This is a genomic window from Amycolatopsis sp. DG1A-15b (assembly GCF_030285645.1).
Taxonomy (GTDB): Bacteria; Actinomycetota; Actinomycetes; order Mycobacteriales; family Pseudonocardiaceae; genus Amycolatopsis.
In genome coordinates this window covers 2,099,261-2,118,294 of sequence record NZ_CP127296.1, presented here as the reverse complement: position 1 = coordinate 2,118,294, position 19,034 = coordinate 2,099,261, and the positions used below count along the sequence as shown (strand labels likewise).

At 73.9% G+C, this 19,034-nt stretch carries 17 protein-coding genes; 12 read left to right on the top strand and 5 right to left on the bottom strand.

The window, feature by feature from the left end:
* Nucleotides 1-8: 8 nt before the first annotated feature.
* The 3 genes from QRY02_RS09600 to QRY02_RS09590 are packed head-to-tail and all read right to left on the bottom strand — an operon-like array spanning nucleotide 9 to nucleotide 3,414.
* Nucleotides 9-1,520 (bottom strand): phytoene desaturase family protein, encoded by a 1,512-nt coding sequence (locus QRY02_RS09600; RefSeq protein WP_285991149.1) that lies wholly within the window; start codon nucleotides 1,518-1,520, stop codon nucleotides 9-11.
* Nucleotides 1,517-2,617, bottom strand: coding sequence for a glycosyltransferase family 2 protein (locus tag QRY02_RS09595; RefSeq protein WP_285991148.1), 1,101 nt, complete (start codon nucleotides 2,615-2,617; stop codon nucleotides 1,517-1,519). The genes QRY02_RS09600 and QRY02_RS09595 overlap by 4 nt, the downstream gene beginning before the upstream one ends.
* Entirely contained in the window at nucleotides 2,596-3,414 is an 819-nt protein-coding gene (locus QRY02_RS09590; protein ID WP_285991147.1) for a carotenoid biosynthesis protein, read from the bottom strand. The genes QRY02_RS09595 and QRY02_RS09590 overlap by 22 nt, the downstream gene beginning before the upstream one ends.
* Before the next feature lie 404 nt (nucleotides 3,415-3,818).
* On the opposite strand from QRY02_RS09590, the gene QRY02_RS09585 reads away from it, so the two are divergent.
* The 9 genes from QRY02_RS09585 to QRY02_RS09545 all read left to right on the top strand — a co-directional run bounded on the left by QRY02_RS09585 (nucleotide 3,819) and on the right by QRY02_RS09545 (nucleotide 13,709).
* Nucleotides 3,819-4,919, top strand: coding sequence for a polyprenyl synthetase family protein (locus QRY02_RS09585; RefSeq protein WP_285991146.1), 1,101 nt, complete (start codon nucleotides 3,819-3,821; stop codon nucleotides 4,917-4,919).
* Nucleotides 4,916-6,391: a phytoene desaturase family protein gene (gene crtI / locus QRY02_RS09580; RefSeq protein WP_285991145.1), complete on the top strand. Its 1,476-nt coding sequence runs from the start codon at nucleotides 4,916-4,918 to the stop codon at nucleotides 6,389-6,391. The genes QRY02_RS09585 and crtI overlap by 4 nt, the downstream gene beginning before the upstream one ends.
* Entirely contained in the window at nucleotides 6,388-7,350 is a 963-nt protein-coding gene (locus QRY02_RS09575; protein ID WP_285991144.1) for a phytoene/squalene synthase family protein, read from the top strand. The genes crtI and QRY02_RS09575 overlap by 4 nt, the downstream gene beginning before the upstream one ends.
* On the top strand, nucleotides 7,351-7,692 hold the full coding sequence (locus QRY02_RS09570; protein WP_285991143.1) for a lycopene cyclase domain-containing protein: 342 nt from the start codon (nucleotides 7,351-7,353) through the stop codon (nucleotides 7,690-7,692). It begins immediately after the preceding gene.
* Entirely contained in the window at nucleotides 7,689-8,009 is a 321-nt protein-coding gene (locus tag QRY02_RS09565; RefSeq protein ID WP_285991142.1) for a lycopene cyclase domain-containing protein, read from the top strand. Before QRY02_RS09570 ends, QRY02_RS09565 begins: the two co-directional genes overlap by 4 nt.
* Entirely contained in the window at nucleotides 8,006-8,737 is a 732-nt protein-coding gene (locus QRY02_RS09560; protein WP_285991141.1) for a class I SAM-dependent methyltransferase, read from the top strand. The genes QRY02_RS09565 and QRY02_RS09560 overlap by 4 nt, the downstream gene beginning before the upstream one ends.
* Nucleotides 8,734-10,275 carry an FAD-dependent oxidoreductase gene (locus QRY02_RS09555; protein ID WP_285991140.1) on the top strand — a complete coding sequence of 514 codons (1,542 nt, stop codon included), beginning with the start codon at nucleotides 8,734-8,736 and terminating at the stop codon, nucleotides 10,273-10,275. Before QRY02_RS09560 ends, QRY02_RS09555 begins: the two co-directional genes overlap by 4 nt.
* Entirely contained in the window at nucleotides 10,272-11,528 is a 1,257-nt protein-coding gene (locus tag QRY02_RS09550) for an NAD(P)/FAD-dependent oxidoreductase (RefSeq protein ID WP_285991139.1), read from the top strand. Before QRY02_RS09555 ends, QRY02_RS09550 begins: the two co-directional genes overlap by 4 nt.
* Nucleotides 11,529-11,834: 306 nt before the next feature.
* Nucleotides 11,835-13,709 carry a Calx-beta domain-containing protein gene (locus tag QRY02_RS09545; RefSeq protein WP_285991138.1) on the top strand — a complete coding sequence of 625 codons (1,875 nt, stop codon included), beginning with the start codon at nucleotides 11,835-11,837 and terminating at the stop codon, nucleotides 13,707-13,709.
* Between the two features lie 59 nt (nucleotides 13,710-13,768).
* Here QRY02_RS09545 and QRY02_RS09540 read toward each other — a convergent pair whose 3' ends face one another.
* Nucleotides 13,769-14,602 (bottom strand): PaaX family transcriptional regulator, encoded by an 834-nt coding sequence (locus tag QRY02_RS09540; RefSeq protein ID WP_285991137.1) that lies wholly within the window; start codon nucleotides 14,600-14,602, stop codon nucleotides 13,769-13,771.
* A 151-nt stretch (nucleotides 14,603-14,753) separates the two neighbouring features.
* Here QRY02_RS09540 and QRY02_RS09535 point away from each other — a divergent pair, with 151 nt between their 5' ends.
* The 3 genes from QRY02_RS09535 to QRY02_RS09525 all read left to right on the top strand — a co-directional run bounded on the left by QRY02_RS09535 (nucleotide 14,754) and on the right by QRY02_RS09525 (nucleotide 18,118).
* Nucleotides 14,754-16,067 (top strand): MFS transporter, encoded by a 1,314-nt coding sequence (locus tag QRY02_RS09535; protein ID WP_285991136.1) that lies wholly within the window; start codon nucleotides 14,754-14,756, stop codon nucleotides 16,065-16,067.
* Nucleotides 16,064-17,410 carry an alpha/beta fold hydrolase gene (locus QRY02_RS09530; protein WP_285991135.1) on the top strand — a complete coding sequence of 449 codons (1,347 nt, stop codon included), beginning with the start codon at nucleotides 16,064-16,066 and terminating at the stop codon, nucleotides 17,408-17,410. Before QRY02_RS09535 ends, QRY02_RS09530 begins: the two co-directional genes overlap by 4 nt.
* Before the next feature lie 108 nt (nucleotides 17,411-17,518).
* The gene (locus tag QRY02_RS09525) at nucleotides 17,519-18,118 is read left to right on the top strand and encodes an NAD(P)-dependent oxidoreductase (RefSeq protein ID WP_285991134.1); all 600 of its coding nucleotides are present in this window, start codon (nucleotides 17,519-17,521) and stop codon (nucleotides 18,116-18,118) included.
* Between the two features lie 15 nt (nucleotides 18,119-18,133).
* On the opposite strand, the gene QRY02_RS09520 is transcribed toward QRY02_RS09525, so the two are convergent.
* A complete protein-coding gene (locus QRY02_RS09520; protein ID WP_285991133.1) occupies nucleotides 18,134-19,030 on the bottom strand; it encodes a LysR family transcriptional regulator in 897 nt (298 codons plus the stop codon).
* Between the last annotated feature and the right edge of the window lie 4 nt (nucleotides 19,031-19,034).

Genomic DNA, 19,034 nt, shown 5'->3' with positions numbered 1-19,034 from the left:
GCTCGCCCTCATCGGCCCCGGCCGCCGCTGCTTGCGGGTCGCCCGGCCGGCCCGACCAGCCCCGCGACGATCTCCGCCGACATCGCCACCAGCGGCAGCCCGCCGCCGGGATGAGCCGACCCGCCGGCCAGGTACAGCCCGGGCACCGGCGTCGCGTTCGCCGGCCGGAGAAGCGCCGCCCGCGGGCCGTTCGACGAGGAGCCGTAGATCGCCCCGCCCGGTGCGCCCGTGTCGCGTTCCAGGTCCGCCGGCGTGCGGATTTCCCGCCACAGCAGCCGATCGCGCACGTCCAGGCCGCGTGCGGCGAGGACCTCGAGCACGCGGTCCGCGTACCGCTCCGCCCGCCCCGGAGCCGTCCAGTCGACCCCGGCCGCCGGATCGTGCCGCGGGGCGTTCACCAGCACGAACCAGGCTTCGCAGCCGGGTGGGTGCAGCTGCGGGTCGGCGGGCGCGCAGAGGTAGACCGCCGGGTCGTCGACCGGCCGGGGCGCGCGGCCGAAGATCGCGTCGAATTCGGCGTCGTAGGCGGCCGGGAAGAGCACGCGGTGGTGACTGGGTGCCGCTGTCGTGCCGCGCAACGCGAGCAGCAGCACGAACCCGGCCAGCGACGGCTGCGTCCGCCGCAGGGCCCGCCGCGGCCGGCGGGTGCGGGGGTCGTCGAGCAGGTCGTCGTAGACGTGCGTCGCGTCCGCGTTGGCCACGACGACCGAAGCCGCGAGCCGCTCGCCGTCCGCCAGCCGGACGCCGCGGACGCCGGCCGGGCCGGTCTCGATCGCGGTGACCTCCGCCCCCGTCCGGACTTCGGCGCCCAGCGCGGCGAGCCGGCCCACGAGGGCCTCCCCCAGCCGGCGCAGGCCACCGCGAACGTGCCACGCGCCGAATTCCTGCTCCACGAACGGGACGACGCTCAGCACGGCGGGCAGCCGCCGCGGGTCCGAGCCGGTGTAGGTCGCGTAGCGGTCCAGCAGCATCCGGGCGCGCGGATCGCTCAGGCGGCGGCCGAGCCCGCGCAGGGTGCGCCACGGGGCGATCGCCGCCAGGTCCCGGAGGCTCCTGGCGTGCTGGAGCAGGTCGCGGGTGCCGTTCAGCGGACGGCGCAGCACGGGTTCGCCGACCAGGCCCCAAAGCCGCTCCGCGTCGCGCATCAGCTCGCGCCACTCTTCGCCGGCGCCGCCGCCGAAAGCCGCCTCGAGCGCGTCGGGGACCGCCGCACGCTCGTGGGGAACGGCCAGTTCGGTGCCGTCGGCGAACCGGTAGTGGCAGGCGGGGTCGACCGGGACGAGGTCGACCAGCTCGTCCAGATCGGCGCCGGTGGCCGCGAAGAGTTCTCGGTAGACCGAGGGCAGGGTGAGCAGGGAGGGCCCGGTGTCGAAGGTGAAGCCGTCCCGGGTGAAGGTGCCGAGCTTGCCCCCGCACGACGCCGAGCGCTCCAGCACGGTGACCCGGTGCCCGGCCGCGGCGAGCCGGGCCGCGGACGCGAGGCCGCCCATGCCGCCGCCCACCACGACGACGGCGCTCACACCGACCGGCCCTTCCAGACCAGCCGGCCCGCGGCCCGCGCCCGCCACGACCGCCCGATCAGCCCGGCCAGTGCGAGCACCGACACGGGATGAGCCAGGCTGTCCGGCCACCCGCGACCGCCGGTGCGCCGAGCCGCCACGACGCGCCCGGCGACGCCCGCCGCGTACCCCACCAGTCCCGCCCGCGAGCCGCCCAAGGCCGCCACGGCGGGGAGCACCCATACCACGAGGAGCAGCCCCGCGATCGCCACCGCCGCCGGGGCCGGACCGGTCGCCGACCACAGGGACTTCGTGTAGCCCTCCCGCAGCTGCGGCCACGTCGCGTACATCCGGCACTCCGCGACCCGGCTGCCGTCCGCGACCACGCCGCGGCCGCCCGCGCGCTTCACCGCGCGCATCAGCGCGATGTCGTCCAGCACCTCGCCGGCGACCGCGGTGAACCCGCCGCACCTGCGCAGCATCGCGGCGTCGATGACGAAGAACTGGCCGTTGGCCGCGGAAAGCGATGGCCGCGGCGACGTCTCGGCGAGCCGCAGCGGCAGCAGCACCAGCCACGACCACTGCAGCAACGGCTGCACCAACCTGGCCCCGAGCCCCTCCGCGCGCTGGCGCGGAAACGGCGACACCGCGTCGAGATCCGCCTCGCGCAGCAGGGAAACCGCGGCCGCGACGGCGTGGGGAGCCAGCACGACGTCCGCGTCGACGCAGACCAGCACGCTGCCCCGCGCCCGCTGGGCCAGCTGGTGACACGCGTGCGGTTTGCCCAGCATCCCCGGCGGTGGCTCGGCGCCGGTCAGCAGCGTCACCCGCGGCCCGGCGACCCGGCGGACGACGTCCGCTGTCCCGTCACTGGAACAGTCGTCCAGCACCAGGATTTCGGCGTCGTCGAGGCCGCGCTGCGCCAGCAGGGACCGCAGGGCCGGGGTGACGCGGTCGGCCTCGTCGCGCAGCGGCAGCAGGATCGACACGGCTTCGCGGCACCGGGCCGGCCCCTCGCGCGGCGCCCGGACGATCCGCGCGTTGTACGCCGCGTGCGCGGCACCGGCCACCGCGGCGCAGGCGGCGGCGCGCACGATCAGGCGGCCACGCGAGCCCATCGGAGTCCCCTCCCCAGCCGGATCGCGAACGGCACGGCCACCGCACCCATGAGAACGCCCCCGGCGACGGCCACCCACGGCCGGCCGAAGAACGCGAAGTGCGCCCACACCGACGAAAACCACGTCCAGAGGTACAACGCGGGCGCCGGACCGGCGGCCGGGCCCGGGATCGGGTCGGACGGCCGGGGCACCCAGCGGTGCAGCGCGGCCTGGATCAGGACGGCGACCAGCAGCCAGCCCGCGAAGTTGGTGACCGGGATTCCGGCCACCAGCGGCAGCGACGGCTCGGGCGACGACCAGATCCAGTACCCCTCGTCCACCATCTGCGGGTCGAGGAAGACGTCCCACGCCGCCAGCGCGCACGCGGCCACCGCGACCACGCCGGCCGGCTTCACGGCCAGCGCCCGGCCGGCCAGCAGCGCCGGCCACGCCATCATCAGCCAGGCGAGCGGGACGATGCCCGGCACGCCGGCGACCGGCCAGCCGAGCAGGTCGGTGTATTCGTAGCGGCCGAACGGAACTCCCGTGTGCAGCCCGGTCACCTCGGCCAGCAATCCACCACCGCCCGCGACGGCCGCCAGCGTGACCGCCGCCCGGGCGCCGCAGCGGGACCACGCGTCGGCGAGGGACGCCGCCGCGAAGCACAGCACCGTGAGCACGGTGAGCGGCGTACGGCCGCCGGGGTCGGTCACCGAGTAGAGGATCTGGCAGAGCACCGTCGCCGCGGCGCAGAGCCAAGCGGTCAGTGCGGGCGGGGCGGGGTGACGCCGGGTGAATGCGGCAGTCCGCGAAACCATCACGAAAGCAGAATAGACCGGCGACGAAAGCCGCGTGCCACTTGGCCTCGATTTTTCCGAACACTCCGACAATCGATGTTTGAATCGACGGGAAATGGGCACGACAATGCACGACGAGCACCCGGCGGCGCCCGGGTGTGGGCGGGGCGCCGCCGGGTGCGGGGCCCGCGGCCGAGGGTGGCACGGCGGGCCCGCCGGGACGGCGTGTGGCATCGCCATCCCGTCCACAGGGAAGTCGCTTCCGCTGCAACACCGATGCACCCCGCCGCGCAACGCTCGGCGACCGCGGGCCGAACCAAGCGGATGTGGGGAGTTGCCCGGTGTTCACCGGGTTCAAGTAGACAAGCTACACCAGATGTGAAACGGTTGCGAATCGAATAGGCCGAGAGCGGGAGGGGCGCCGGATGACCGCGACCATGACGACGGGGACGGCTCGCGCGCACGACGCGCCCGCCGAGCGGCTGGACGCGCTGGGCCGCCGCTGCCTCGCCGAGGCGCACGGATTCGTGACCGAGCGGGCCAACGAACATTTCGCCGGACGCAGCGAGGGAGCACTTGCCGAAACCGCGGTGCCGGAGTTCGTCGCGGGCGGGAAATGCCTCCGCCCGCTTTTCGCCTACGTCGGCTGGCGGTGCGGGCAACCGGAATCCGAAGCGGCGATCCGCGCGGCCGCCGCACTGGAACTGCTGCACTGCTTCGCCCTCGTCCAGGACGACGTGATGGACGGCTCGGCGCTGCGCCGCGGCCGCACCGCACTGCACGTCCGGTTCGCCCGCTGGCACGAGGAACAGGGCTGGGCCGGCTCGGCGCCGCGGTTCGGCGAGTCCGCCGCGATCCTGTTCGGCGATCTGTTCCTGGTGTGGTCCGAGCAGATGCTGCGCGAAAGCGGGCTGGCGGCGGAGCAACTGGCACGGGGCTGGGCGCACTACGACGCGATGCGGGCCGAGCTGGCCGTCGGCCAGCTCGCGGACCTGGTGAACGACGCGCGGGCGCTGCCCAGCTGGGACACCCTGCTCGACGTCCTGCGCCGCAAGTCCGGCAACTACACGGTCCGGCGGCCGCTGGAGTTCGGGGCGGCGCTGGCCGGCTGTGGCCCGGAGCTGATGGCCGGGCTGAGCGAGTTCGGCAGCCTGGTGGGCGAGGCGTTCCAGCTCCGCGACGACCTGCTGGGCGTGTTCGGCGACCCGGTCGTCACGGGCAAGCCGGCCGGGCAGGACCTGCGCGAGCGCAAGGCGTCCAGCGTGGTGGTGCTCGCCGCGGCGATGGCCGATCGACGCCGGCAGGCCGAGTTCGCCGAGCTGCTGGAGCTGGAAACGGTGGACGACGAAGCGGTCGCGCGCTGGCGGGAACTCATCGTGGCCACCGGCGCCCGGGAGCGCATGGGCGAGCTGATCCGCGAACGCGCCGACAAGGCCCTGGCGGCGATCGACCCGGCGGTGGTCCCCCGGCACGCCGGTGACCTGCTCGCGGCACTGGCGGCCCGCTGCACGGAGCGGGACCGATGAAGACCGTGCCCGGACCGACGGACCGCGTCGTCGTCGTGGGTGCCGGCCTGTCCGGCCTCGCCGCCGCCCTGCACCTGGCCGGGCGCGGCCGGGAAGTCACCGTTCTCGAACGCGATCCCGGGCCCGGCGGCCGCGCGGGGCGCGTCGAACGGAACGGCTACCTGCTCGACACCGGCCCGACCGTGCTCACCATGCCGTCGATCCTGAGCGACACCTTCGGCGCGGTCGGCGCCGACCTCGCCACCGAACTGCCGCTGACTCGGCTCGACCCGGCGTACGTCGCCCGGTTCGCCGACGGCAGCACGCTGCCCGTGCACACCGACGCGGCCGCGATGACCGAGGCGGTCCGCGACTTCGCCGGCCCCGCCGAAGCCGCGGGCTACACCCGGCTGCGCGAGTGGCTGACCCGGCTCTACCGAGCCGAATTCGGCCGGTTCATCGACGCGAACATCGACTCCCCGCTCGGCATGCTCCGGCCGGAACTGGCCCGGCTCGTGGCCCTGGGCGGGTTCCGGCGGCTCGACGGCCGGATCGGGGAGTTCCTGAGCGACGAGCGGCTGAAGCGGGTCTTCACCTTCCAGGCGCTCTACGCGGGCGAATCCCCCATGCGGGCGCTGGCCCTGTACGCGGTGATCTCGTACATGGACACCGTCGGCGGGGTGTACTTCCCGCCCGGCGGCATCGCGGCCCTGCCGCAGGCGCTCGCCCGCGTCGCGGCCGACGCCGGGGTCAAGTTCGGCTACGGCGAAGCCGTCGGCGAACTCGAACGCGCCGGGTCCCGGGTCACCGCGGTCCGCACCGCTTCCGGGGCCCGCTACCCGTGCGATGCCGTCGTCCTCACCACCGAACTGCCCGAGAGCTACCGGCTGCTCGGCCGGCGCCCGCGGCGGCCGGTCCCGCTGCGGGCCGCGCCGTCCGCGCTCGTCGTGCACGCCGGCGGCCCCGCCACGCACCCCGAGGTGGCGCACCACACCATCTCCTTCGGGCACGGGTGGCGGTCGACCTTCGACGAGCTCATCTCCCAGGGCCGGCGGATGAGCGATCCGTCGCTGCTGATCACCCGGCCGACCGCGTCCGATCCCCGGCTCGCCCCGCCCGGGCGCCAGCTCTACTCCGTGCTCGCCCCGGTGCCCAACCTCGACCGCGGCCCCGCGGACTGGGCGACCGAGACGGGCTCCTACGCGGAAGAGGTCCTCGACGTGGCCCGTGCCCGGCTCCTCCCCGGTTTCACCCCGGACTTCACGCACGTCATCGGCCCGGCCGAGTGGGCGGAGCGGGGCCTGGTCGCCGGGACGCCGTTCAGCTACGCCCATTCGTTCGGCCAGACCGGGCCGTTCCGGCCGCGGAACCTCCCCCGCGGGACGGACAACGTCGTCCTGGCCGGTGGGGCCACGGTGCCCGGCGTGGGGGTGCCGACCGTGCTCATCTCGGGCAGACTGGCTGCCGACCGGATCACCGGAGGGACGCGATGACCCGACGTGAACTCGACGCCGCCGGCATCCGCGAGCCCGGGCTGCGCGCGGCCTACACGTGGTGCCGCGAGCTCAACGCCCGGCACGGCCGCACGTACTTCCTCGCGACGCGGTTGCTGACCCCGGCGCAGCGGCCGGCGATCCACGCGCTCTACGGCTTCGCCCGCTGGCTCGACGACATCGTCGACGAACCGGAGGACGACGCCACGCCCGAAATGCTCGACGCCCGGCTGCAGGAGGTCGAGAAGCGCTTCCTCGCCGACCTCGACGCCGGCGCGAGCGACGACCCGCTGCTCACCGCGGTGATCGACACGGCGGCCCGGTACACGCTCGCCAAGGCGTACTTCGAGGCGTTCTTCACCTCGATGCGGATGGACCTCACCGTCACCGGCTACGCCACCCGCGAGGAGCTCGACACGTACGTGCACGGTTCGGCCGAGGTGATCGGCCTGCAGGTGCTGCCGGTGCTCGGCACCGTCGCCCCGCGCGAAGAGGCCGAGCCGAGGGCCGCCGCGCTCGGCAAGGCCTTCCAGCTCACCAACTTCCTGCGCGACGTCGCCGAGGACCTGGACCGCGGCCGCGTCTACCTGCCGGCCGACGAACTGGCCGTGCACGGAGTCGACCGTGACCGGCTGCACTGGTGCGCGGCGCAGGGCCGGGCCGATCAGCCGGTCCGGGCCGCGATCCGCAACCAGATCGCCGTCACCCGCGACATCTACGCCGAGGCCGGGCCGGGCATCGCCATGCTGCACCCGATCTCCCGCCCGTGCGTGGCCACGGCGGCGAGGTTGTACGGCGGCATCCTCGACCGCATCGAGGACGCCGGCCACGACGTCTTCGCCGGGCGCGCGGCGGTTTCCCGCGGACAGCGGCTGGCGGTGGCGTGCGGGGCGGTCGCGCGGACGCAGTGGGCCCGGCGGCGCCACCCCGCGCCGGCGCTCCCGGTGGCGGTGGGCTGAGTGGGCAAGGCCGAATACCTCCTCGTGCTGGCCGCGTGCGTCCTGGTCACCCTGCCGCTGGAACTCGCCGGGGCACGCGTCTACCGGCAGCCCCGGCGGCTCGCGCGCGCGGTGCTGCCGGTCGCGCTGGTGTTCCTCGTCTGGGACGCGCTGGCGATCGCCGCCGGGGTCTGGGACTACGCACCCGAGCACGTCACCGGGCTCCGGGCCCCCTTCGCCGTGCCGCTGGAGGAAATCCTGTTCTTCGTGGTGATCCCCATCTGCGGCGTGCTGACCTACGAAATCGTCCAGCTCACCCTCGCGGTGCTCCGGCGGTCCGGCAGGCAGGAGGTCCGCCGGTGATCCCGTGGGGCTACACCGTGCCCGCGGCCGCCGCGGTGGCCGCGGTCGTGCTGGCCGAACTGTTCCTGCTGCGCACGGGGTTGTTCCGCCGGCCCGCGTACTGGATCACCATCGCCATCGTGACGGCGTTCCAGATCCCGGTGGACGGCTGGCTGACCAAGCTCTCCGACCCGATCGTGCGCTACGCCCCGCAGCACATCACGAACTGGCGCGTGCCCTGGGACATCCCGGTCGAGGACTTCCTCTTCGGCTTCGCGCTGGTGACCGCGGTGCTGCTCGTGTGGGAACGAACCGGCCCCCGGGAGGAGCGAGCATGAACGCGATGGCCAAGGACGGTCTCCCCCGCGGCGCGGTGCCGTCGGCTTTCGACACCGAAGCGCGGTGGTACGACCGGCTGGTGGGTGCCAATCCGGGCTACCACGAGCACCTCCGGCTCTCGGCCCAGCGGCTGGAGCTGCCGGCGGACGGGACGGGCCTGCGGCTGCTGGACGCCGGCTGCGGCACCGGCGCGTCGACGGCCGCGCTCGTGTCCGTCGCGCCCGGCGCGCAGGTCAGCGCGTTCGACGCCTCCGGCGAGATGCTCGCGCAGGCCCGGGCGAAGGAGTGGCCGGACGGCGTCTCGTTCGTCCACACGCCGGTCGAGGACCTCGACGGCATCTCGGGCCCGTTCGACGCGATCCTCGCCGCGTACCTGCTGCGGAACCTCACCGAACCGACCCGGCAGCTGCGGCGGCTGCGCGGGCTGCTGCGCCCCGGCGGCCGCATCGCGGTCCACGAGTACTCCGTCCACGACTCACGGCGCGCCCGGTGGGTGTGGAACGCGGTCTGCGCGGGCGTGATCATCCCGCTCGGGAAGGTCACCACCGGCGACGCGACCCTCTACCGCCACCTGCGCCGCAGCGTCCTGGAATTCGACGGGATCGCCGCGCTCGCCCGCCGGCTCACCGACGCCGGCTTCACCGACGTCCGCACCGCCTCGATGCCCGGCTGGCAGAACGGCGTCGTCCACACCGTCCTCGGCACCAACCCGCAGGAGCACCCGTGACCCGCCCCCTCGGCACCGACCGCCGGATCGAGACGCGCCCGGCCCCACCCGGCCTGGCCGACGCCGGGCTGCTCGGCCGGCGCCCCACGGCGGCGGTCGTCGGCGGCGGCATCGCGGGCCTCACCGCGGCCACCGGGCTGGCCGAGCGAGGCGTCACGGTGACGCTCTTCGAGCGCGACGGCCACCTCGGCGGGCGGGTCGGCGGCTGGGCCGACCGGCTGCCGGACGGCACCGCGGTGACGATGAGCCGGGGCTTCCACGCCTTCTTCCGCCAGTACTACAACCTGCGGTCGCTGCTCATGCGCACCGATCCCCGGCTCGACCGGCTGACCCCGCTGGCCGACTACCCGCTGCTGGACGCCCAGGGCCGGACGGACACCTTCGCGGGGCTCCCCCGGACACCGCCGTGGAACGCGCTGGCGTTCGCCTGGCGCAGTCCGACGTTCACCCCGCGGGACCTGGTGCGCATCAACGGCCGCGGCGCCCTGCCGCTGGCGACGGTCAGCGTCCCGGAGACCTACCACCGGCTCGACGGCACCGACGCCGCGAGCTTCCTCGACGCGATCAACTTCCCCGAAGCGGCCAAGCACCTGGCGTTCGAGGTGTTCTCGCGGAGCTTCTTCGCCGATCCCCGCGAGCTGTCCGCGGCGGAGCTGGCGACCATGTTCCACCTGTACTTCCTGGGCTCCAGCGAAGGTCTCGTGTTCGACGTGCCGGCCGAGCCGTTCCCGCAGGCGCTGTGGGACCCCCTCGCCGGCTACCTGGCCGGCCGCCGCGTCACCATCCGGACCGGCACGCCGGTGGCCTCGCTCGACCGCACCTCCGACGGGTTCGCGGTCACGACGGCCGAGGACACCGGGCGGTTCGACTCCGTGGTGCTCGCCTGTGACGTGCGGGGACTGCGCGAGATCGTCGCCGCGTCACCCGGCCTCGGCACGCCGGAGTGGCGAGCCAGTGTGGCCGGATTGCGCACGGCACCGCCGTTCCTCGTCCGCCGGCTCTGGCTCGACCGGCCCGTCGATGCCGCCCGGCCGCCCTTCCTGGGCACCGGGAGCGTGCCGCCGCTGGACAACATCAGCCTGCTCGACCGCTACGAGGGCGAGGCACGGCGGTGGGCGGCCCGCACCGGCGGCTCGGTCGTGGAGCTGCACGCGTACGCGGCCACGACCGACGACCGCGAGACGCTGGCGAAAGCCGTGGACGACCGGCTGCACGCGATCTACCCCGAGACGCTCGCCGCGCGGGTGACGGCGTCGATTTCCTTGTGGCGCGAGGATTGCCCGCTCTTCGGGCTCGGCGACTTCGCGCGGCGTCCGACGGTCGGGACACCGGACCCGGCGCTGGCGCTGGCCGGCGACGGCGTGCGGATCGACCTCCCGGTCGCGCTGATGGAACGCGCGGCCACCACCGGCTGGGCCGCGGCCAACACACTCCTCGCGAGCTGGGGCCTCGCCGGGCACCCGCTGCGCTCGGTGCCCAACCGCGGCCGCATCGGCCTGCTGAACCGGCTCGCCGCGACGAAGCACTTCGGCGGGTGAGCGGGGTGCCGGACCACGAAGTCGTCATCGTCGGCGCCGGGCTCGCCGGGCTGGCCGCCGCCATCACCCTGCACCGGGCCGGGGTGCCGAGCACGGTGCTGGAAGCCGCGGACGACGTCGGCGGCCGCGTGCGCACCGACGTCGTCGACGGCTTCCGCCTCGACCGCGGGTTCCAGATCCTCAACCCGGCCTACCCGGCGATCCGGCGCCTGGCCGACGTCGGCGCCCTGGACCTCGGCCGGTTCTGGCGCGCGGTCCGGGTGGCCGACGACGACCGCGTCTCCCTTCTGGGGAACCCGCTGGACACGCCCAAGGCGCTGCGCGACATCGCGGCCCGGCGATACCTGTCGGCGAAGGACCTGGCCGCGCTGGGCGCGCTGTCCGCGCGCGTGGCCGCCGGACCGGCCCGGTCGATCATCGACCGCGCCGACCGCACGACGCTCGACGAACTGCGCCACGCCGGCGTGTCGGCGCGGGCGGTGGAAACCGTGTTCCGGCCGTTCCTGTCCGGGGTGTTCCTGGAGCGCGAACTGACCACCTCGGCCCGGTTCTTCCAGCTGGTGTGGCGCAGCTTCCTGCGGTCGGCGCCGTCGCTGCCGGCGCTGGGCATGGGCGAGCTGCCGCGGCAGCTCGCCCGGGTACTGCCGACATCGGCCGTCCACCTGGGCACGCCGGCCGAGGAGGTCCGGCCGGGCCGGGTCCGCACGGCGGGCGGCGAGGTGTGGACGGCACGCGCGGTCGTCGTCGCGACCGACGGGTCAACGGCCGCCCGGCTCACCGGCGTCGCCCGGCCGCGGTGGAACAGCGGGACGACGTGGTACTTCGCCCCACCGCGGTCACCGTTGCGCGAGCCGGTCATCGTGATCGACGCCCGTGGCGGACCGGTCACCAGCACCAGCGTGGTCAGCGAGGTGTGCCCCACCTACGCCCCGCCGGGGGCGGCACTGGTGAGCGCATCGGCGTTGACGACGCTGCCCGAACCCGAGGTGCGCCGGGCGCTGGGCCGGATGTACCGCACGGACGCGACGCGCTGGCCCCTGGTCGCCCGGTACGAGATCGCCCACGCGCTCCCGGCGATGCCACCCCCGCACGAGCTCCGGCGTGACGTCCGCTTGGGCGAGGGCCGTTACGTGTGCGGGGACCACCGGGACACGAGCTCGCTCCAAGGCGCCTTGGCGTCCGGCACCCGGGCGGCCCGCGCGGTGCTCGCCGACCTCGGCCGGTCGAGCGGGACGGGCCGAGCGGACCGCTGACCGCGTCCCGCACTACGACATCCGGGCGGAAATTCGCTTCCCGCACGGCGAAAACCGCCGCGGCCGCGAAGATCACCCCGTACCGGGTGTGCCGGAGCGTCGCTGAACCGAGTGAACCCGCCCGGCGAGCCACGGTGTTCCGGGGCGGCGAACCCATGGTTTGCGTGGTCCCGATCCGGTTCCGTAGCCCGTTGAGCTCCTTGACACAGGGCGCTCCGAGTGATGATTTCCCTGCTGCTAACGAAATCCGGCGTTCTCCGTCTTCCCGAGGCAACCCGCAATAATCCCGCCTTCGGAAGGAAGTCCATGTCGCGGAGATCATTGTTCGTCGCGCTGATCACGGTCAGCGCCTTGCTCACCCCGGCCGCGGTGGCGGCCGCGGCGCCGCCGGGGGTCGATCCGGCCACCGTCGACCTCACGCTCTCCGCCGGGCAGAGCACCACCATCACCAAGCACGTCACCACCTCCGCCGTCCCCCCGAACCCCGACCTCGTCCTGCTCGCCGACACCACCGGCAGCATGGCCGGCGCGATCGACAACGTCCGCACGAACGCCGGTGCCATCACCGGGGACGTCCTCGCCGCGCAGCCGACCGCCCAGTTCGGCGTCGCCGAGTACAAGGACTTCACCGACTCCGTGCCGTTCAAGGTCAACCAGGGCATCACCGGCAACACCGCCGCGGTGCAGGCCGGGATCAACCAGTGGGCCGCGTCCGGCGGCGGTGACCTCCCGGAAGCCGACCTCAACGCGCTCTACGAACTGGCCTCCGGCGCGGTCACCTTCCGCCCGGACGGCACCCGCATCATCGCCTGGTTCGGCGACGCGCCGTCGCACGACCCCAGCGGCGGGCACACCCTGGCCCAGACCATCGACGCGCTCAAGGCGGCGAACATCCGCGTGGTCGCGGTCAACGTCGGCGCGCTGGACGCCGACGGCCAGGCGAGCGCGATCGCCACGGCCACCGGCGGCGTGCTGCTGAACAACGTGCCGTCGAACCAGGTGTCGCAGGCCATCCTCGCCGGCATCAAGTCGATCGAGGTCACGGTGACGCCGAAGGTCACCACCTGCGACCCGCAGCTGACGCTCACCAACGCCCCGGCGAGCGTCAAGGTGCCCAGCGGGGACGTCGCGACGTTCACCGAGACCGTCGCCGCCAAGGCCGACGCCGCGCCCGGCACCTACCACTGCACGGTCGACTACCTGGTCGACGGCGTGTCCCGCGGGTTCGTCGAGACGACGACCGTGCGCGTGCTCGGCCTGAGCATCAACGACGTCACGGTGAACGAAGGCTCCGGCGGCGCGCCGGTACCGGCCACCTTCACCGTGTCGCTGCTCGGCGGCGCGAGCCCGAACCCGGTGTCGGTGCACTACGCCACCGCGAACGGCACGGCGACCGCACCGGCCGACTACCAGGCGGCGAGCGGTGACGTGACCTTCGCACCCGGCGAAACGACCAAGCCGGTGACCGTCCTGGTCAACCCGGACACCGTGGACGAGCCGGACGAGACGTTCACCGTCACCCTGTCGGCGCCGTCCGGCGCCGGGCTGGTCGACCCGACCGGCGTCGGCACGATCGTCGACGACGACCGCGACGGCGTCTTCTCCTGCACCGGCACCGCCGCGAACGTCATCGGCATCACCGCGGCCGTGGCGAACCCGGCGAACCTGCCCTGCGCCGACGACAGCAAGACCGTCCTCGACGCGACGCTCAACGCCGGCCTGATCAAGGTGGAGACCCACGCGCTGACGGCCTCGACCGACCTGGCCCCCGACAACCAGTCGGCGGCTCCGGCGGCCGGTGACCACGCGCAGGCGTCGGCCAAGATCGACAAGACGGTGATCAGCACGGTCGGGCTGACCATCGAGCTGGGCGTGATCCAGTCCCAGGCGGCGGCGACCTGCCAGCCGGCTCCGGGCGGGCTCGCCCCGGCGCTGACCGGCAGCTCGAGCGTCGCCTCGCTGAAGATCAACGGCGTCCCGGTCACGGTGGGCACGGCCCCGGTGACCATCGCGCTGGTCATCGGCTCGCTGAAGCTGAACGGCCAGACCATCGCGAACGGCGTCGTGAAGCAGCAGGCCGTCGCGCTGGAAACCCCGCTGGCGAAGATCGTGCTGGCGGAGTCGCAGGCCGACGTGCACGGCACCGCCGCGCACCCGGCGGGCAACCCCTGCCGGCGTTGATCCGGTGAACCACCCGGGGCGGGCGGATTCCGCCCGCCCCGGGTCGTCGGCCGCCACGCCTACCCGGCGGGCCGATCCGCGGTCGGCATCAGTTCGAGCGTCTCGCCCGCCAGCCGGTCCGCGCCCTCGCGGAAGTCTTCGTCGAGCTTGCGGAACAACGTCTCCGCCTGGATGGCGGGCCAGTCGCGGGGCAGGTGCCCGGCCGGCAGGTGCGGATCCCGGCGGACGACGTGCAGCCAGTCCGAGTGCAGCATCAGCTGCCGCGTCAGATCGTCCGGGAACGACGGCTTCCCGCCGTCCCACTTCTCCATGAAGTCGTGGTAGCGCGAGGCGATCGTCGCCGTGTCGAAGGCTTTGCGGACGAGCTCGGCCGCTTCCGTCGGCTTCGCCGGGTGCGCCGTGAAGACGGTGACGTGCCCGTCGAGGCCGAGCTGCTCGACGATGGCCGTCACGTCCCGGGCGCCGGGGGCGACCCACAAGCCGTTCTGCAGCAGGCCGAACCCGGCCCAGGTCAGTTGCCTGCGCAGGTCGTGCCGGTCGCCGCGGCGGGTGTCGGGCAAGGAGAAGCCGACCAGGGTCCAGCCGCCGTCCTCGGCCCGGTTGACCGCGCCGGTCTCCCAGATCCGCCGCCTGCCGTCCTCGAGGACCGCGGCGAGACGCTCGCTGAGTCCGAAGTAGACCTTCCGCCCGTGCCGGTGGCGGGTCAGCAAGCCGGTGCCCGCCATGCGGGTCAGCGTCGAGCGGACCGCCTCCTCCGAGACGCCGACGCGGCCGAACACGTCGATCACGCTGCCCGAATAGATCGCGCTCGCCCGGCCGAGCAGGTGGATGCCCAGGAACGTGAGCATGACGGACTTCGGGCGGGGCCCGGAGGTCTCGGCGGGGTGCGTCACGGACGTCAGCGTAACCCGGCCACTTGATGTTGTGCACAATATTGACGGCCGTCATGCCCCTGACTAACGTTGGGGCCCGCTAACCCGTCGTCCGCACCCGGACGAACCAGCCCTCCGCAGTGCCCCGCCCCCGAAGACGAGGGTGAACCTCATGAGCACTCAGCTCCGCAGAGCCGTCGCGTCCAGCTTCCTCGGCAGTCTCATCGAGTACTACGACTTCCTTCTCTACGCCACGGCGAGCGCGGTGGTCTTCGGCAAGGTCTTCTTCGCCGACCTCGATCCGGCACTGGCCACGGTCGCCAGCTTCGGCACGTTCACCACCGGCTACCTCGCCCGCCCGCTCGGCGGCCTGATCTTCGGCCACTTCGGCGATCGCCTGGGCCGCAAGCGGATGCTCGTGCTGACGATGACCCTGATGGGCGTCGCGAGCTTCCTGATCGGCCTGCTGCCCGGCTACGACCAGATCGGCCCGGTCGCCCCGCTCGGCCTGGTCCTGCTCCGCGTCGTCCAGGGCATCGCGGTCGGCGGCGAGTGGGGCGGCGCCGTGCTGATGTCCGCCGAACACGCGCGGTCCCGGCGCGGCCTGTGGGCCGGCTTCACCAACGCCGGCGCGCCGAGCGGCATGGTCGTTTCGACGCTCGTCATGTCCGCCACCGCCGGGCTCACCTCCGAAGCGGACTTCCTCGCCTGGGGCTGGCGGATCCCGTTCCTGCTCAGCATCGTCCTGCTCGCCATCGGCCTGTTCGTGCGCTCCCGCGTCGACGAGACGCCCGCGTTCCTGGCCGCCCGCAAGGAAGAACGCCGCCGGCTCCCGGTCGTCGCCGTGCTGCGGGACCACCCGCGGGTACTGCTGCTGAGCGTCGGCGTCGGGCTCGCCGCGTTCGTCGTCCAGGCCACGCTGACCACGTTCGTGCTCGCCTACGGCGTCCAGCACGGACACCCGCGCCAAGAGGTGCTCAACGCGCTCACCCTGTCCTCGGCCTGCGCGGTGGCCGGGATCCTGCTGTGGTCGGCGCTGTCCGACCGGATCGGACGGCGCCCGGTCGTCCTGGCCGGCGTGGCCGCCATGGCGGTCTTCGGGTTCCTGCTGTTCCCGATGGTCCGCAGCGGCAGCGGGCTGCTGCTGGTCCTGGCGCTGGTGATCGGCCAGGGCGTGATCCACCCGATGATGTACGGCCCGCTGGCCGCCCTCTATTCCGAGCTCTTCGCCACCGAAAACCGGTACACCGGCGCGTCGCTGGGCTACCAGCTCGCCGGGCTCGGCGCCGGGTTCGCCCCGCTGATCTTCGCCGAGCTCCAGCGCGCCAACGGCGGCGGTTCGACCACTCCGGTGTCGTGGACCATCGCCGCGTTCTGCGTCCTCTCCGCCGTCTGCGTGCTGGCGCTGCGGGAGACCCACCGCCGTGACCTCGCCCCCGAGCCGAGTGTCCCCGCGGCCGCCCAACGGGAAGGAAACCGACGATGAGCAGGTGGCTCCGCCGGGTCGGCGCCGTCGCCGTGACGATGCTGACCGCGTTCGGCCTCACCACGGGAAGCACGGCGCAGGCCGCCACCCCCGCGCACTACACCGGGCAGCTACCGGACGGCGCGAGCTGGGTGGCGGACGTGCCGGCTACCTGGAACGGGACTGTCATCCTCTACAGCCACGGCTTCGGCCCGCTCGGGGCGCGCAACGCACCCGACGAGCCGACCGGGCAGGCTCTGCTCGCGGCCGGCTACGCGCTGATCGGCTCCTCCTACAGCGGACCTTCGTGGTGGGCGCTCGCCTCCGCCCCGCGGGACCAGTTCGCCTCGCTCGACGAGCTCGTCCGGAAGATCGGCGAGCCCCGCCGCACGATCGCGTGGGGCACGTCGATGGGCGGGCTGGTCAGCGCGCTCGAAGCCGAGTCCGGCAACCGGCGGCTCGACGGCGCGCTGACCACCTGCGGCCTGGTCGCAGGTGCGTTGAACCTGAACAATTACCAGCTCGACGGCGAATACGCGCTGTCCCATCTGCTCGCCCCGGCGCAGGCGGTGAAGCTGGTCCGGTACGCGAGCGCCGACGAGGCGACCGCGGCGGGCGCGTCGCTGACGAAGATCGTCACCGACGCGCAGGGCACCGCGGCCGGCCGGGCGCGGATCGCCCTCGGGGCCGCGCTGATGAACATGCCGCCGTGGCTGACCGGCGACGCGCCGCCCGGGCCCGCCGACTACGCGGGCCAGGAACAGCAGCAGCAGCAGGCCCTGGCGCAGCGCGTACTCGGGTTCGTGATGTCCGGCCGCTACCAGATCGAACTGGCGGCCGGCGGCAACAGCGCGTTCAACGCCGGTGTCGACTACCGCGCGCTGCTGTCCGGCAGCCCGCTGGCGCGGCAGGTACGGGCGCTGTACCGCACCGCGGGCCTCGACCTCGACGCCGACCTGGCCGAGCTGACCCGCCACGCGGACGTCACGCCCGACCGGCAGGCTGTCGGGACGCTCGCCCGCACGTCGATGGCGACCGGGCGGCTCCGCGTCCCGGAGCTCACCATCCACACCACCGCGGATCACCTGGTCCCGGTCGAGCAGGAGAACTGGTACGCCCACCGGGTCCGCGCGGCGGGCCGGGAACCGTTGCTGCGGCAGGCTTACGTCGAGGCGGCCGGGCACTGCGCGTTCCGGCCGTCGGAGACCCTGGCGGCGTTGCACGCCCTGGAATCCCGCGTCGAAACCGGCCACTGGCCCGACCTCCGGCCCGAGCGCCTCAACGCGGCCGCGGCGGGGCTCGGTGCGCCGGGCCGCTACCTCCGCTACACGCCGGCCCCGCTCACCGGCTCGGACCGCCGCTGAGCCGAGGGGGCGGCCGGCCGTGGCCGGCCGCCCCCTTGCGTCTCGGTAAATCACTACTTGCCGAACTTGCATTTGTAGTTAATCCGTGCTGACTCTAGCGTGGTCGGCATGAACCTCACCGTCCTCGCGGCGTCCGGCCGGACCGGACTCGCACTCACCCGGGAAGCCCTGCGGCGCGGGCACACCGTCACCGCGATCGCCCGCGACCCGGGCCGCATCGCCGTTCCGGATTCGGCTCGGCTGCACAAAGTGGCGGGCGACGTCGAAGATCCGGCGAGCATCATCCTCGCCGGCTCGACCGTCCTTTCCGGACTCGGCACCGACCGGGCGGGGGTGCTGCTGGCGGGCGCGAAGGCGGTGGTCGCCGCCGCGCCGTCACGGATCATCTGGCTCGGCGCGTACGGCACGGGCAAGTCGGCCGAGGTGGCCGGCACCGCCGCCGGTGCCCTCGCGTCGATGCTGGGCGATCGGCTCGGCGACAAGATCGAAGCCGACGAGACGATCCTCGCCGCCGGCGGCACGGTGTTCCACGCGGGACTCCTCACCGACGGCCCGGAAAGCCCCGGGCGGCGCACGGTCGGGCTGGAATCCGGACCACCGCTGGACTTCGCCGCGGTGATCAGCCGGGCGACGGTCGCCGCGGCGATGCTCGACGAGGCCGAAACGCCCCGCTTTCCGGGCACGATCGCGCTCCCGCTGCCTGACTAGCTCGGGCCGGCCGGGTCAGGCGGTGATCTCCTCGAAGGCGGCCCGCACCTGGTCGCGCAGCCAGGTGTGGGCCGGGTCCGAGTCGTAGCGCTGGTGCCAGGTGCAGCAGATCTCCGCGGCCGGGGATGCGGCCGGCAGCGGGCGGGTGATCAGCCCGAACGCGTCGATGAGCGGACGGCTGAGGACGGCCGTGCAGCTGACCAGCGCGTCGCTGCGGACGGCCAGCTGCAGCGCGGTGGCGAGGGTCGCCACCGACGCGATCACCCGGCGGCGCAGGCCGTCCGCGGCCAGCACGTCGTCGATCGGTGCCGTGAGGCGGCCGCGGCGGGACACCAGGACGTGCGGGTGAGCCGCGAACTCCCGCAGGTCGAGGCCGCCGGCCGCCGGGTGGCCCCGGCGCATCGCCACCACCAGGGTGTCGTGTCCGAGCACCGCCGACCGGAACTCCGGCAGGTGCGGCCGGCCACCGCCGATCTCCAGGTCGACGCGGCCGTGGCGCAGGTCGTCGGTGTCGGCGGAGTGCTCGGCCAGCACCCGCAGCTGCACGCCGGGAGCCTGCTCCCGGACCCGGTCGGCCAGCACCGGGACGACCGACGCGGCCGGCGCGTCGTGGCACTGGATCGTGAAGACGCGGTCCAGTTCGCCGAGGTTCAGCTCGCGGACCGGCAGGAGCACCTCGCGTGCCTGCCGGACCAGCCGGTGCACGTCCTCGCGGATCGCCACGGCGTACGGCGTGGGCACCATCGTGTGGCCGGTGCGGACCAGGATGTCGTCGCCGGTCACCGCCCGCAGCCGGCCGAGGGTGCGGCTGACCGCGGGTGACGACAGGTGCAGCCGCTCGGCCGCGCCCATCACGCTGCCCTCTTCGAGCAGCGCGTCGAGCACCGTGAGCAAGTTCAAGTCGAGTTGCACGAAC